The sequence below is a fragment of the Peribacillus butanolivorans genome (assembly GCF_001273755.1).
Taxonomy (GTDB): domain Bacteria; phylum Bacillota; class Bacilli; order Bacillales; family DSM-1321; genus Peribacillus; species Peribacillus butanolivorans.
Window position 1 is genome coordinate 1,636,755 of record NZ_LGYA01000001.1, and the last position, 14,567, is coordinate 1,651,321.

Below are 14,567 nucleotides of genomic sequence, written 5' to 3' on the forward strand. Positions count from 1 at the left end.
TGGAACAAATAGGAATAGTTAGGTAGGGGAAATTATGCAAATTAGACAAACTACTGATTATGAAAAAATTGCAAAATTAAATCGATATGTTCACAATTTGCATGCAAAGCTTTATCCCAGATATTTCAAGGAATATAACTATAGTGAAATTAAAGATACATTCAAAAGTTTAATCAACAACAACAGTTTTGTTTTCCTTCTTTTAGAAGATAATAAAGAATCACTTGGTTACGTGTGGATAGAGATTAGAAACTATCCAGAAAATGTTTTTAAAAATGGTTATAATTCTGTATATGTGCATCAGATTAGTATAGTTGAGAATCAAAAGAAAAAAGGTTATGGAACGAGGTTAATGGAAGAGGTATATAAAATAGCGAAAAGGAACGATATAGATTTAATTGAATTAGATTATTGGTTTGAAAACGATGATGCAAAAGAGTTCTATAAAAAACATCACTTTATAAAGTACAGAGAATTTGTTTATAAACAGTTATAGTTTATTGTTTAACTAACAGATGCGATACTTCAAATATACGAAGGTCGCTTTTTCTTATTAAAGTAATTAGGGAGTTTAAGAAGAACTTCATATTGTATCCCTTTTATTTATATTTAAGATTTAAAAAAATGAATGATACTAGGGGGACTATTATGAAGGTTAATCAAAGAACAACTTTTATTAATGAAAAAGAAGTTCAATACACACATATTGAAACCGGAAGTCCGGTTGTTTGTTTTATGTTTTCTGAAGCGGGTTACACGTATGAGAAGCCTTTATTTTATTATTCGACAATGACAATGCTTCAGATTCAGTATGATGTCGTTCATATTCATTATTCATACGGCCAGGATGTAATCAAGTTTCCATTGATAGATATCACAAAAATCATTGTTAATGATGTCAATCACATCATTACTGAGGTGTTTAAAAATCATCGATATCAAGAAACGGTATTTTTAGGAAAATCACTTGGTACTATTCCTATCATCAACGGACTTATGAAAATTGATATGAATATGAATATGAATTCTAAAATGATTTTGCTTACACCACTATTAAAGTTTGATTCAATTTTTGAAGCATTATTAAGTAGTAATCATTCAACCCTTATTGTTATAGGCGATAAAGACCCTCATTATATTTCTAGAAAAATCCAAGAAATTGAAAATAAAACAAATATAAAAATTGAAAAAGTCTCCAATGCTAATCATTCTTTAGATATTGAACCATTTAATACTTCAAAGTCCATTACAGTCTTAGAAAATGTAATGAAAAGAATAGACAAGTTCTTAAAATATAACTCTAATTCAGCTAACGGGTGCGATTCTTCATAAAGAAGGATACACTGTATTCATTGATCAGTGCGTTAACCACCCTGCAGGCTTATATTACTCTGTTCAGTAAAAATAAAAAAAGTAGCCATCCATGATGTGGATTGGCAACTTTTCTTATTGTCTTATTGATTTAGAGCTGATATATAACGTTCATAATAATTTTTTACTCATGTTGTACCAAATGACTCTTCCATGCTCTGAGCTTGAAACACCGCTGTTGAGGTATCCATAGTTTTCATAGAAGCGAATTAAGTTCTCTTTACAAGTAAGTGTAATCGTTTCACGTTTGTTCGCTCTCGCTTCTTTTTCAAGATGAGCAAGTAACGCGGATGCCACGCCTCGTTTTTGGAAATGCGGGGACACCGCTAACCCTAAAATAGTTTGATGACCACCAGACGCTGGGTTTACCTGTATCTCACTAAATAAATCATCTGTAATGAACGCTGTGTCAATGACTGGTCCATTGATTAAACCCGCGAGCACACCCTCCTTCTCCGCTACAAAAAAACTATCCGGGATTAATTGAATGCGCTTTTCGAACGCTTCTATTGTAGCTGCTTCTTCTTTTGAAAAACAAAGATGTTCAATAACTACAAGTTCAGGTAAGTCTTCCATTTTTACTTTTCGTATGTTCAGCATATCTACCTTTCCTCCAAAATAAACCATATTCTTAAATTCATTATAATATTTTATTAAATAAATAGTGATTTAAATGTACATCTTCATCTCCTCACAAGATTTTCGTACATGAGTTTATTGTAACAAAAACCAGCATAGGTTAGGCAAGATCAAGGCATTGAACCAGGAAGAGTATGAAGGATGGTTTATTGATTAAAACATTGGTTAGGGTTGCTTCTGCAGCTCTTTTTCTTATGAAGTTAACGGGCCAGTTTACTGGAAGAATAATACTTTTGATATAATTGGTTTATTAGTTATTTGTGATGGAGGTAATAAAAATGTTCAAATCGATTATTATATTTATTGTATCGTTATTTATTCTATATTTAGTAATTGAAAATGCTGTAAAAAACGGTATTAACCGTTCAAAAATTGGTCAACTCCTTGAATCGAAGTATGGTATCGAAGAAACTAAAAAGTCATCATTCTTAGATGATGATTTGGACAAAGAATAATAAGTTCATTCAACTAACTCGTGCAACTAATGTTATGTAAAATATGTGTAGAAAAATAGTATTAGTCTAAAACAAAGCATGTCCTCATATTTTTCATGGTAAAACTCATTTTAAAGGAGAGGATCTTAAATGAGCGAACAAACAATCAAAGTGAATGGAATTACTATTTTTACTGAAAGCTTTGGTAATGTAAATGATCCAGCGATTTTACTGATGATGGGAGCCACTGCATCTATGGTATGGTGGGAAGAAGATTTCTGTCAACGCTTAGCAGACCGGGGCCTATATGTCATTCGGTATGATAGTCGTGATGTTGGCCGTTCAACTACTTATCCACCAGGAAACCCAGAATACTCCTTTGAAGATTTGGCTGACGATGCTATTCATGTGTTAGATAGTTATGGTATTGAGCAAGCCCATATAGTAGGGATGTCAATGGGCGGCATGCTTACTCAAATGATTGCATTAAGGCACCCTGAAAGGGTTTTGACAGTTACCCTTATTGCGACATCAAATTTTGCACCAGAGCTACCTCCAATGGAGGATAAAGTGACAAAATTTTTTGGTCAAGCAGGTGCAATAGACTGGACCAATGACCAATCCATTATTGAATTTATCGTAGGCAAATGGAGAATAATCTCTGGATCAAGACATACATTCGATGAACAGCGTGTACACCGATTGGCAATCGAAGAAATAAGAAGGTCTAACAACATAGCCAGCATGAATAACCATGGTCTAATATCGGGAGGTGAGTCATACCTAACGAGAACGAAAGAAATAACTGTTCCTACTTTGATCATCCATGGTACTGAAGATCCAATTATTCCATACGAACATGGGAAGATGCTTGCTAACTTAATTACAGATGCAGACTTATTCACATTGAATGGTACAGGGCATGAGCTTCACTATAACGATTGGGATGCATTGATTGATGTCATTACAAAACACACTCTACGGTTATCTTAATTAGAAAAAATCCTATTTTATTTATGTTGTTAAACAACTGGGTGATTTACTTCACTATGAGAGGTTGCAGAGGCAACCTTTTTTGTATGAAAACATATTCGTGAAAGGCCATACAACATAAGCCCACCATATTTTAATTTTTTGAAGGACGTAAATGTGCTATGTCGTTATATTAACTGGTTATGCAGTTTGTTGTTCAGATGGAGCGATTGAATAGCCTTTCTTTTTTAGGAATTCGATCATTTTTAATTCTTCGTTAATTTGTTTTTCTTCAAGGTAATTTGAGCCTAGATCATGTAGAGTTCTCCTGTTTTTAAGATGTTGAAAGCAATCGTCAATAATAAGTGAGCAGAATCAATTCGTCCTTTCATTTTTCCCTGCCGTTTGGTAATCCTTTTTCGATGTGAAGCAATTCGATTACTTTGCCTTGAGGTTGCGAGTACAAACTCTACGGCCATCGTTTTTAATGCTTTGTTTCCTTGTGTGGTTTTACTTGTTTTTTTATCAGCATTTTCATAATTTCCGGGACTCACACCAGTCCATGGGCAAGATGCTTAGCCGACTTAAATACGGTCAAATTAACGCCCATCCCTGCGATAAAAGTAGCTGCGGCAGCTTTGTTCACACCAGGTATACCATCCAATAATTCTACTTCCTTACGATCTGGGGACAGGGGGTGATCGATTTGTTTTTCCAATTCTTCTATGGTTTCTTCTAAATAGCCCATATGCCCCCAATGGTAACGCAACATATCACGGGGCGAATACGACCATTAATTGAAAGAGCTGGAGATGTCCGAATTTCTCTCTCTAGTGTAATTGGCAGTATCGGTTTACTAGAACGTGAAAATGCCACTATTTTATATGCAGCCTTAATGAAAACAGGTCGAACGTGCATTAGCTGAAGATCGGAGCTGTCTTTAAGTAAATGTTTTCAGCTCTTCCCTTCTAGAGATACAGGTGAGTTTTTTAATTATAATCACTTCCTTAATTTAATTTAATTTTCTATGTATATAACTCTTAACAATATCAAAACCTATGAATAGCAACACATTACATTCATAGGAGCTGACAACATGGCTAGAAATAACAACAGTAATCAATTAGTAGTTAACGGTGCAGAGCAAGCTCTAGAACAAATGAAATACGAAATCGCTAGTGAATTCGGTGTTACACTTGGCGCTGATACAACATCTCGTGCAAACGGATCTGTTGGTGGAGAAATTACAAAACGTTTAGTGCAAATGGCTGAACAACAATTAGGTGGAAGAACTCGTTAATCGAAATCATAAGTAATGTTAGGGATAGTGATTGGGCTATCCCTATTTATATTAAAAAGGTATTATTCTACATGACCTATAATAATCTTAATGTAGTCATCTTCAATCACTGTTTTTTGAAGTTTATTATTTGCATTAGGCTCCTAATCATTCTAAAAAATAATTGAGAAATAGTCACTGCTCTTTATACCTAGTGGTGGGATAGAGGATAATGAACAACACGAAGAATGCCTTAGAAGAGACAGATTATTCAATATCAGAAACCTCTCTTATATTGGTAATATTAAGTTAAAGTGATTTTTACTTAACCCAAATTTGGAAATTCCATCATCTCTAGATGAAGGTGTTGTATATGAAAGACACTACATTCTTAATTGGCTAGTAAATTATATGGAACAAGAATGGGAGGAAGTACGTACAGATACATAAAAGTTGCAATACATACTTTTATGCTCCTTTATCAGAGGCGAAAGATCAGGGTTGAAACTGACGCAGTTGATTATTTTTGTTAAATGTGAAGTTATACACTTAAACTAACGAGTGCTTTACTTCAATAAGGAAGGTTGCTGAGGCAACCTTTTTATTATGGCACTAACGGGGCAGGATAGTTCAAGAGTGCTTGTTAGAACTTTGATCAACAATTGGGCCGGATTGTAAACACCAACTCTTAAAAAATTGAATCACTAAATGATAACTTTCTGAAAATTATGGAATGTTTTTTATTTTATGGTTGTTTTTACCTGTTATTAGACATATCATAATGATATATCAGTTTGATATAACAGATATGTGGAAGGGGAATGTTACATTGTCAATTGAAAGTTCTATTCTAGCTATTTTAAGCTTTTGGCCCAGTACTGGATACAATATTAAAGCAGAGTTTGAGCATAAAGCTGCCGGCTTATACTGGGGAATGAGTTATGGGAGTATTTATCCGAAATTAAAGAAGCTTGAAGAAGAAGGACTTGTTTATCCTATTGAACAAGAGGAAGAGGGACGTAAAAAGAAACTTTATGAACTTACCCCAAAAGGGTGGGAGGAATTTGAAAACTGGCTTCGACTCCCTCCTGCCTACCCAATTATTAGAGACGAATTATTAATGAAGATGTCCACTTGGCACGAAGATATGGAAAGCTCAGTATTAATCAGTCATCTACTAGAAAGAAAAGAGACAACCGAAGATTTACTTGAATTTGTAAAAGACTGGCCAACAAACGGAATCTCTTACATCAGTAAAGTGGGTATGCTAACTATCCGCTATGCCGAATTGCGACTGGCAGCTGAGTTGAAATGGATTGAAGAATCGATAAATGCATTGGAAAATAATCAACTTCCAAAAGGGCAGGATCCAAATGGGAATACAGAAAAACTGCTAGCAAGACGAAGAGAGGCAACCCAAGGAGAAAAGGAGAAATAACTCATGAAAGCTGGAATATTTGAGCCTTTAAAATTCCGTCCATTTCGTTCATTATTTGGCGCGCAGCTATTTTCTGATCTGGGTAATTGGCTTGATTTTATTGCTTTACAGGTTATTGTTGCTTACCATTGGGGGCTAGATGAAACAGCCATTGCCGCAGTGATCATTGTATTAGGGCTACCTTGGGTCATCATAGGTCCCTTTGCAAGTGTATTCGTGGATCGACTTCCAAAAAAGCAAATGATGATCATTTGTTTATTTTTAAGGATCATGTTTGTAGGAGGGCTGTTTTTTGCTCCTAACCTTTATATCCTTTTATTATTTGTGTTTTTGAAGGGAACAGTCGCAGCAATTTACGACCCAGCAAGACAAAGTATGATTAGGTTTACGGTCCCTGATAACCACCTTCCAGAGGCGGTAACACTTAGCCAGCTTTCCGTAAATACGATGAAAATTATTGGTCCTGCACTTGGAGGAGGCGTCATAGCTTTATTTGGAGCAAAAAGTCCATTTTTATTTGAAGCTGCAGGTTTTTTCATCGCTATATTAATTTTATTAACTCTTCCCAACATGGATGAAAAAGAAATGAAAACTGACATTAAATCTGAAAAGAAAAATAGGAATAATGGTCACTATTGGAAAGAACTATTAGATGGCATTAAGCACATTTCATATACCCCATTATTAAAAAGCTCGGTTATCCTATCCTCTGTAGCGTTTTTTATCATTTTCCTGTACGATGGACTATTCGTATTTATTGCCCAAAACCTTGGCTTCACGCAAGGGAATTTTGGGTTACTGATTAGTGCTGTGGGTCTGGGGAGCGTGGCAGGCTCACTTTTAATGGGCAACTGGACTCATTGGAAAAGAAAACCTATTCATTTTATGTCAAGTGCATTACTTTTTAGCGGTTCATTAATCATTGTAATGGGACTTGGTAGTATGGAGATTGTAAATCTTCCTGCATTAGCCTGGGTGATTGGCGCATTTTTCCTTGGTTTCATGGGCTCCGGTGAGTCGGTCCCTTATGGATTTATCTTGCAATCGGAGACACCCAAGCAAATGATGGGCAGAGTATCTGCTGCGGCCACATCATTACAAACCTTTTCTATGCTTATTGCACCTGCTGTGGGATCCCTTCTTGCCAAATGGCTTGGAGTTTCTTTCGTCTTGATAGGAGCGGGAGGGGCAACCTGCTTATTGGGTGCAATTGTCCTCATCTTTATCGTGAGAAGAATAAACGTTCAAAAAGATATGCAGGAAAAACAATTCCAAGCTTAAAAAGTTACATGATGATACAATTTATTTTGGAGCATGAACGTTGAAGTTGGGATGAGGGTTTTAGCAACCATAATTTATTGGTCATAAAAAGTAAAGCAAGATGAAATTAGTATGATTCTTGAACTCTATCAGATTGTATTCCACAATTGGGCGCGATCCTTGAATAAGGTTCGCTTTTTTTATAGAACTAACGGGTCTAAATAATTTGGATGATCGATTTTCTTAAAGATATCAGGAGATTTATATTAAGATAATATGAGATTGTGAAGATTTCGACTCAAACGGGGCAATTTAGTAAAATTTAAAAAGCAAGAGAGGAAAAAATATATGATTGTGAAAGTCGAATTTATGTACGAAGAGGATACTGAATATATAAGTTGCCTTGCAAAAGTAGAGAAATATACATCAATTGCAGAGAGAATTTGATAAATGGCTATATGACAGAGAAAACAAGCATTCATACTGGGAAGTCGCAGGAGAAGATGAGGAAGGCGAAAAGATTTTTGGAGTCTGTTTTAATGGAGAGGCTTTCGTATATTGGCTTAACAATGTAAGGTTCAACAAAGATAAAAAAGTTGCAATGCTAATAAAACACCAAATAAACTACCTAAGAAGAAAATTAGGTTTTAAATTAACAGGTGCATGACCAAAAATTAATTGATAGAGAAGAATAACTATGTTGTTAAACTAACAGGTGCTGATCGGCAGCTCCTTTTTCTAATGGAACTAAAGGGGCAGGTTGATTCACGAGTGCTGTTTACTCTTTGTTCTACAATTGGTCTTAGTATGTTGAACAATACAGACTGTTGTAGATTTAAAATCAAAAGGTATAGGTAATGGTAAACTTGTTTTAATAATTGAATGAATATTCTACAACGAAAAAGCACTCATACAATAACAATGAGTGCTTTTTCGTTGTAAAGAAGGAATTATAAATTGATTTATAAAATGTATCTCCATAAAAAACGCTTTAAGGGGTACAGAAAGTAAAAAGGAAAAACTGCCGGTTTTTGCGCTTTATAGATGGCTAACGGGTGCGTTTCTGAATTAGCAGCAACGTTTTTTTCACTATCGGGTTAATGGAAAAATATTGGAGTTTTTTTGAATGGAATTGTATTTTATTTCCAATTCGGCTAGTCAAAATCCTTAACATATTTCTAAATGTTAAGCCATATGAGTATTTTAAAAAGATATGCATGTACTGGGTTAATTTAACAATTATTATATTAAATATAACAAAAAATTACGATCCTTTAATACGGATTTAAAATCCCAGAGTTATCCTAAATTCACATCTAGAGGGAGGGATCGGAAGTTGTCAAAATTTCAGGTCATATCTTCTTTGCTCATCTTGGTATTTATCATTTTCGTAATTTATGAAATCACAGCATTCTCACCCAATCATTCCACAATGAATCATTCCACATCGAACCGCTACATTCAAGTACAATTGTTAGGCGTTAATGATTTTCACGGCCAACTAAACAAGTATCAAAGGGTTTCAGGAACCATGGCAGGGGGTGCTGAATACCTGGCTGCCTATTTAAAAAAATATATACAAGAAAACCCAAATACACTACTTGTTCATGCTGGTGATATGGTAGGAGGAAGTCCTCCAATCTCTTCTCAATTTCAAGACGAACCCACGATTGAATTTATAAACCTCCTGCACTTTGATGTTGGGACACCTGGAAATCATGAATTAGACCAAGGCGTAAATGAAATGAAACGCCTTATTTATGGAGGATTCAATAAAGAAACAGGTTATTTTCAAGGTGCCAATACTTCATACAGTTCTGCAAATATAATCGATAGAAAGTCGGGTACTCCCTTGTTACCACCGTATGTTATTAAACAAATTGACGGAATTAATATTGGATTTATCGGTGTGGTCACAAAAGAGACCAACCTGTATGTGACCCCTGAAAATCGAAAAGAAGTAGAAATTACGGATGAAGTTTCAGTTATTAACCGAACCGTTAAGCTTTTAAAGGAAAAAGGGATCAAAGTTATTGTTGTACTGGCACATGATTCAGCTAAATCAGATCAGACAGGAGCAAATCCCAGTGGAGCTTTAGTGGAGATGGCTCCAAAAATCGATGATGAGGTCGATGTCATTTTTGCCGGTCACAGCCATGAATATGCCAATACCGTTGTAGCGGGTAAACTGATCGTTCAAGCTTATTCTAATGGGAAAGCTTTTTCTCAAGTAAATCTTGAAATTGACCCACGTACTAAAAATATTGTTAAAAAACAAGCAAAGATTATTGTCACTTCACATGATCATATAAAACCAGATAAAGAAACGGTTGCTCTTCTTAATAAATATAGAAAAAGATTGGGGAGCTATTTTAAACAGATAGTAGGAGAAATGCCTGAAGAAATCACACGAAATCAAGATGCAAACGGTGAATCCCCATTAGCGAAAATGATTGCAGAATCTGAGCGGGAAGCGATGGGGGTAGATATAGCTTTTGTCCATCAAGGCGAAATGCGGAAAAATTTAAAAAAAGGGGATATCACTGTAGAAGACCTTTATACAGACTTACCTTTTGGTCATAGTGTCAGTAAGTTAATCTTAACAGGAGACCAAATAAAACTTGCTTTAGAACAGCAGTGGACGAAAGATTATGAAAATAGGTTACAGACGGTTGGTTTAACGTATAGTTGGGACTCCAATGCTCCAATTGGCAGCCGCATTGTTGCGATGAAAGACAGGAAGGGTCAAGAGATTCAGCCAAACAACGAATATGAAGTAGCGGTTAGTAATTATTTAGCTTCAGGCGGTGATAACTTCACTGCATTGCAACAAGGTAGACTCGTAGAATCCGGTCCACAAGTTGTCACTGCACTTATACACTATATCCAACAGAAGCATCCCCACGAATAGTTACTTTTTTGATTCATGGTTTATTCGAACTCTGAAATAACTCTAAAGGAATTTTTTGAGATTTGTTGAATTTCTTTAGGTAAGATTCAAAGAAAGGTGGAAAAGTATAAAATCAACAAGTTCTCCTATTTATCGCAAAGTTAACAATGTCTTTATTCATGTTACAGATTTAAAAAAAATCAGTTGAATGGTATTGTAATCTCCTTGGAATTCCTCAGAATAATGACCCTGTAGAATCGCTTGTTTACAATATTCCTGTAACAAGTGAAACTGGATTAACTTTAGATGACCATACATTTGTATCCGGATTTAAGATTCGAACCATCCAATAATGTATTGTTTAAAAGAATTGGAGTGAATTAGTTTGGAGCTGACACACACACGATTATTAGTAAATTATTATAGAGAATGTTTTTCGTTTTATAGAAATGTTTTAGGGTTTGAGGTTACTTGGGGAAATGAAGATTCTTTATATGCTGAATTTAAATTTAGAGGTTGTACCTTAGGACTGTTTGAGAGGAAACAAATGCTTGAAGCAATAGGTGCTGAGAGCGTCACTTATACTCATAATACTGATAAAATTGCTTTAATTTTCAAGGTTGATAATGTTGAAGAGAAATATAAGGAATTAAAAGAAAAGGTTGAATTCATAACAAAGCCTTCTGCACAAGAAGGCTGGGGAATTAAAGTAGCTCATTTTAGAGATCCTGATGGTTCACTGATTGAAATCTATGAGAGTATTGAATAAATTTTATAACTGTTCGATGCCGTAACAAGGCATCGTCTTTTTAATGGAGTAGAGGAAGTTTGTAAAATATATCACTTAAACTAACGTGTGTGTTATTTCATTAATAGGGTTTGCTGCGGCAGCCTTTTTCTAATGGAACTAAAGGGGTAGATTAGTAGAAGAAGGACTATTACATTAATAATGGAATTATAACGAATGGAAAAAATTTCTAATACAGGTGTAAGCCATAGCTAAGGAATTGGCTCTATACGCCGAAAATTAGCAAAAGAGGGTGCTGATATCTTCTTTACATACTAGGATTCTTAATCCGGTTGGTCTTAGTGGTTCCTTAAAAGTAGCTTGATTTTAAAAATTTTAAATTAAACGCATAGTAAGGAGAATTTTAGTATGAAAATAAAATGGTATGGACATTCTACTTTTTTACTGACATCAGAAGGAGGAACTAGGATTCTCATTGATCCATATTATCGCTTTATCCGCTACCGTATGCCGATTGTTGAACCAGATATAGTTGCCGTTACACATAATCATTTCGATCACAGTAAAATTCAAGCTGCAACAGGTGATTACTTGCTTGTTAAAGAGCCGAAGGAATACATCCGCAATGATGTAAGAATTAATGGATTTAAGACATTTCACGACAAGGTAAATGGCGAGAAGAGAGGCCCCAATATTTTATATCGTTTCCAAATGGACGGTCTAACTATCTGTCATTGTGGAGATTTAGGGCATCTATTATCAGAAGAACAAGTAAAGGAAATTGGAAAAGTAGATATTCTCATCATTCCCGTAGGAGGTACATTCACGATTAATGCACTAGAAGCTACTCAAGTAATGCATCAATTGAAATCTACTATTACAATTCCAATGCACTATAGAACAAAGGCTTTGTCGGTTGTTGGCTTGATGTTTTCAAAGGTAGATAAGTTTCTTCAGATTTCCGGACAGCGAACAACCGAAGTTAAGATATTGGATATTTCCAAAGAAAATTTGTCAGAATATGCTGGTGTCGTAACTATGCTGTATGAATGAATTTAAGGCTGAGCTGTGGATTTAAAATAAAGTCACGATGTTAATAAAAATGTTGCGACTTTCTGACTAACAGGTGCTTTACTTCAATAAGGGAGGTTGCTGAAGCAACCTTTTTGTTATGCAACTAAAGGGGCAGATTAGTTGAAGAAGAACCATCTAAATTTGTAGAGTTAACTTTATAGAAGCTTTATATACTCCTGCAATAATATACTATATGCCATTTAAATTTAAGATGTACAGTTATATGAGGATATCTTGAAAGGAGTTTTCCTCATGAATATTACATCTTTTATCATGTATTGTTTTATTGTTACTTTTACACCAGGACCTACTAATATCGTCATATTATCCACAGTGCATAATTCTGGGACAAAAAAGGCAATGGAATATACGTATGGAGCAACTATTGCTTTTGGTTTATTACTTGTTATTTCTGCTATGTTGAATACTATACTTATAACGATAATACCCAAAATTTTAATTGTTATGCAGATAATCGGAAGCTTTTATATATTGTATCTCGCTTATCAAGTTTACAAAACGGATACATCAAAACCAACTGTAAACCAATCTGGTACGTTTATGTCAGGCTTCCTTACGCAGTTTTTAAATCCAAAGGTGGTAGTATTTACAATGACTGTAATTCCTACCTATGTTATGCCCTACAATGTCTCAAAGCCTGCGGTTACAATAAGCGTAATTGCTATAACTGTTATTGGATTTTTAGCATTTATTACATGGGTACTTTTCGGTGCAATCTTCAAGGAGTTTTTACAGAAGCATAAAAAAACTGTTAATGTAATGATGGCATTGTTTTTAGTTTATGCTGCAATAATGATATGGATGTAGGTAAGCTAATTAAGAGGTGAATTTAATGGACAAATTTATCTATAAAAAATCGGCAGGTATTACCGCGTTGTCAGCAAGTATGACTGATTTTACGTATAAAAAGCATTCTCACAAGGAGTATGCAATAGGTGTAACATTGCGTGGTATTCAACATTATAACTTGGATGGCAGTTTACAATTATCATATCAAAATGGTGTTATGCTTTTTAATCCAGAACAGGCACATGACGGAAGGGCACATGATGAGACAGGCCTTGATTATGTGATGCTATATATTGAGCCACAATTGCTTTTAGAGGTTATTGAGAAAAAGGATATAGTACGTTTTTCAAACCCTATTGTGTATAATAATAGACTTGAACAAAGAATATTAAATCTTTCTAATGCAATATTGAGTGGAAAGGATGAGGCTTTGTGCAGTGAATTACTTTTATCCCTCACAGATAGCCTTATTCAAACTAATCTTTCTACAGACTATAAGAAAGATAACGTTCTAATTAGAAAAGCAAAGGATATGTTTCATACCAACTTAGAAAATGTACTTAAACTTGACGAGATATGTAAAGAGCTTAATTTGTCAAAATTTAAATTTATCAGATCATTCAAGGCCCATACTGGAATTTCACCATACCAATACTTTCTTAACTGCAAGATAGAACGTGCAAAGCAGTTAATAGAAAAAAAACGAGATATTTATTCAGCAGTAGCTGAATGTGGTTTTGTTGATTTAACCCATTTAAATAAACACTTTAAAAGCGTATATGGAACAACAGCATTTGAATATATGTCACATTTAAATTGAGATAAATGGATTTAAAATAAAGGGGGAATAAAATTGTCTTTAAAAGTAGGAGATATTATTACATTTAAACGGACTTTCACAGCAGAAGATGTTGAATTGTTTACTAAAATCTCAGGTGATGAAGGCTCTCACCATGTTACTCCTGATGAACAGGGAAGACTTGTAATACAGGGATTACTAACCGCTACCTTACCAACAAAAGTAGGAGGCGATAACAACGTACTATCTCGTACTATGAATTTTGAGTTTTTAAGACCAGTATTTACGGATGATACAATAATTTGTGAAGTAACAATTGAGCAATTTGAAAAGCAGGTTAATAGAACACATATTACTGCCTGCTTTTTGTGCAAAAATCAAAATCAGAAGGAAGTGCTGAGAGGGGATTTTTCAGGAGTGATACTATAATTTCTTCTTGAAGTTCTACAACAAACGAAAAAGAACTTGGAAAGTTTCCAAGTTCTTTTTATTAAAATTTTATCTAGTCTTTAAGTCATAAAGTAACATTACATTAATGTAACGAATGATTGTGAACAGTTTCACTTAAACTAACGGGTGCGTTAGCTGAAGATCAGTGCTGTCTTTAAGGCAGCTTTTTCGTGCGCCCGGCATGGGTGCAATCTATAGGGTGAAAGTCCCGAACCATGAAGGCAGTAGTAGTGGTTAGCTTAATGCAAGGGTGTCCACGGTGACGTGGAATCTGAAGGAAGCAAGCGGCAAACCTCCGGTCTGAGGAACACGAACTTCATATAAGGCTAGGTATCATTGGATGAGTTTGCGAAACAAAACAAAGTCCTTACTGCCGAAGGTGGTACAGAGTAAATGAAGCAGA

17 protein-coding genes are annotated in these 14,567 nt (G+C 34.9%); 15 read left to right on the forward strand and 2 right to left on the reverse strand.

Annotation, left to right across the window (positions count from 1 at the left end; genetic code table 11):
- Positions 1 to 34: 34 nt before the first annotated feature.
- Positions 35 to 496: a GNAT family N-acetyltransferase gene (locus tag AKG34_RS07815; RefSeq protein WP_053345562.1), complete on the forward strand. Its 462-nt coding sequence runs from the start codon at positions 35 to 37 to the stop codon at positions 494 to 496.
- Between the two features lie 152 nt (positions 497 to 648).
- Positions 649 to 1,332 carry a hypothetical protein gene (locus AKG34_RS07820; protein ID WP_053345563.1) on the forward strand — a complete coding sequence of 228 codons (684 nt, stop codon included), beginning with the start codon at positions 649 to 651 and terminating at the stop codon, positions 1,330 to 1,332.
- A gap of 150 nt (positions 1,333 to 1,482) precedes the next feature.
- Here AKG34_RS07820 and AKG34_RS07825 read toward each other — a convergent pair whose 3' ends face one another.
- Positions 1,483 to 1,971 (reverse strand): GNAT family N-acetyltransferase, encoded by a 489-nt coding sequence (locus AKG34_RS07825; protein ID WP_053345564.1) that lies wholly within the window; start codon positions 1,969 to 1,971, stop codon positions 1,483 to 1,485.
- A gap of 317 nt (positions 1,972 to 2,288) precedes the next feature.
- Between AKG34_RS07825 and AKG34_RS07830 the strand changes: the two genes are divergently transcribed.
- Positions 2,289 to 2,465 (forward strand): hypothetical protein, encoded by a 177-nt coding sequence (locus tag AKG34_RS07830; RefSeq protein ID WP_236694887.1) that lies wholly within the window; start codon positions 2,289 to 2,291, stop codon positions 2,463 to 2,465.
- Between the two features lie 129 nt (positions 2,466 to 2,594).
- Positions 2,595 to 3,437 carry an alpha/beta fold macrolide esterase gene (locus tag AKG34_RS07835; protein WP_053345566.1) on the forward strand — a complete coding sequence of 281 codons (843 nt, stop codon included), beginning with the start codon at positions 2,595 to 2,597 and terminating at the stop codon, positions 3,435 to 3,437.
- A 529-nt stretch (positions 3,438 to 3,966) separates the two neighbouring features.
- Here AKG34_RS07835 and AKG34_RS07845 read toward each other — a convergent pair.
- Entirely contained in the window at positions 3,967 to 4,185 is a 219-nt protein-coding gene (locus AKG34_RS07845; RefSeq protein ID WP_236694888.1) for a transposase, read from the reverse strand.
- A 327-nt stretch (positions 4,186 to 4,512) separates the two neighbouring features.
- On the opposite strand from AKG34_RS07845, the gene AKG34_RS07850 reads away from it, so the two are divergent.
- From AKG34_RS07850 to AKG34_RS07895, 11 genes are all read left to right on the forward strand, one after another.
- Complete coding sequence (locus AKG34_RS07850; protein ID WP_034304517.1) at positions 4,513 to 4,716, forward strand: alpha/beta-type small acid-soluble spore protein; 204 nt, start codon at positions 4,513 to 4,515, stop codon at positions 4,714 to 4,716.
- 315 nt (positions 4,717 to 5,031) lie between these two features.
- A complete protein-coding gene (locus AKG34_RS26680; protein ID WP_083450711.1) occupies positions 5,032 to 5,145 on the forward strand; it encodes a DUF4272 domain-containing protein in 114 nt (37 codons plus the stop codon).
- A gap of 379 nt (positions 5,146 to 5,524) precedes the next feature.
- A complete protein-coding gene (locus AKG34_RS07855; RefSeq protein ID WP_053345569.1) occupies positions 5,525 to 6,133 on the forward strand; it encodes a PadR family transcriptional regulator in 609 nt (202 codons plus the stop codon).
- 3 nt (positions 6,134 to 6,136) lie between these two features.
- Positions 6,137 to 7,414, forward strand: a complete 1,278-nt coding sequence (locus AKG34_RS07860; protein ID WP_053345570.1) for an MFS transporter — start codon at positions 6,137 to 6,139, stop codon at positions 7,412 to 7,414.
- A gap of 409 nt (positions 7,415 to 7,823) precedes the next feature.
- Positions 7,824 to 8,060 carry a hypothetical protein gene (locus tag AKG34_RS07865; RefSeq protein ID WP_053345571.1) on the forward strand — a complete coding sequence of 79 codons (237 nt, stop codon included), beginning with the start codon at positions 7,824 to 7,826 and terminating at the stop codon, positions 8,058 to 8,060.
- Between the two features lie 669 nt (positions 8,061 to 8,729).
- Positions 8,730 to 10,304 (forward strand): bifunctional metallophosphatase/5'-nucleotidase, encoded by a 1,575-nt coding sequence (locus AKG34_RS07870; RefSeq protein WP_053345572.1) that lies wholly within the window; start codon positions 8,730 to 8,732, stop codon positions 10,302 to 10,304.
- Between the two features lie 364 nt (positions 10,305 to 10,668).
- On the forward strand, positions 10,669 to 11,052 hold the full coding sequence (locus AKG34_RS07875) for a glyoxalase/bleomycin resistance/extradiol dioxygenase family protein (RefSeq protein ID WP_053345573.1): 384 nt from the start codon (positions 10,669 to 10,671) through the stop codon (positions 11,050 to 11,052).
- 387 nt (positions 11,053 to 11,439) lie between these two features.
- Entirely contained in the window at positions 11,440 to 12,084 is a 645-nt protein-coding gene (locus tag AKG34_RS07880) for an MBL fold metallo-hydrolase (RefSeq protein ID WP_053345574.1), read from the forward strand.
- A 273-nt stretch (positions 12,085 to 12,357) separates the two neighbouring features.
- Positions 12,358 to 12,933 (forward strand): LysE family translocator, encoded by a 576-nt coding sequence (locus AKG34_RS07885; protein WP_053345575.1) that lies wholly within the window; start codon positions 12,358 to 12,360, stop codon positions 12,931 to 12,933.
- A gap of 25 nt (positions 12,934 to 12,958) precedes the next feature.
- Complete coding sequence (locus AKG34_RS07890; RefSeq protein WP_053345576.1) at positions 12,959 to 13,735, forward strand: AraC family transcriptional regulator; 777 nt, start codon at positions 12,959 to 12,961, stop codon at positions 13,733 to 13,735.
- 33 nt (positions 13,736 to 13,768) lie between these two features.
- Entirely contained in the window at positions 13,769 to 14,143 is a 375-nt protein-coding gene (locus AKG34_RS07895) for a hotdog family protein (RefSeq protein WP_053345577.1), read from the forward strand.
- Positions 14,144 to 14,567 lie beyond the last annotated feature (424 nt).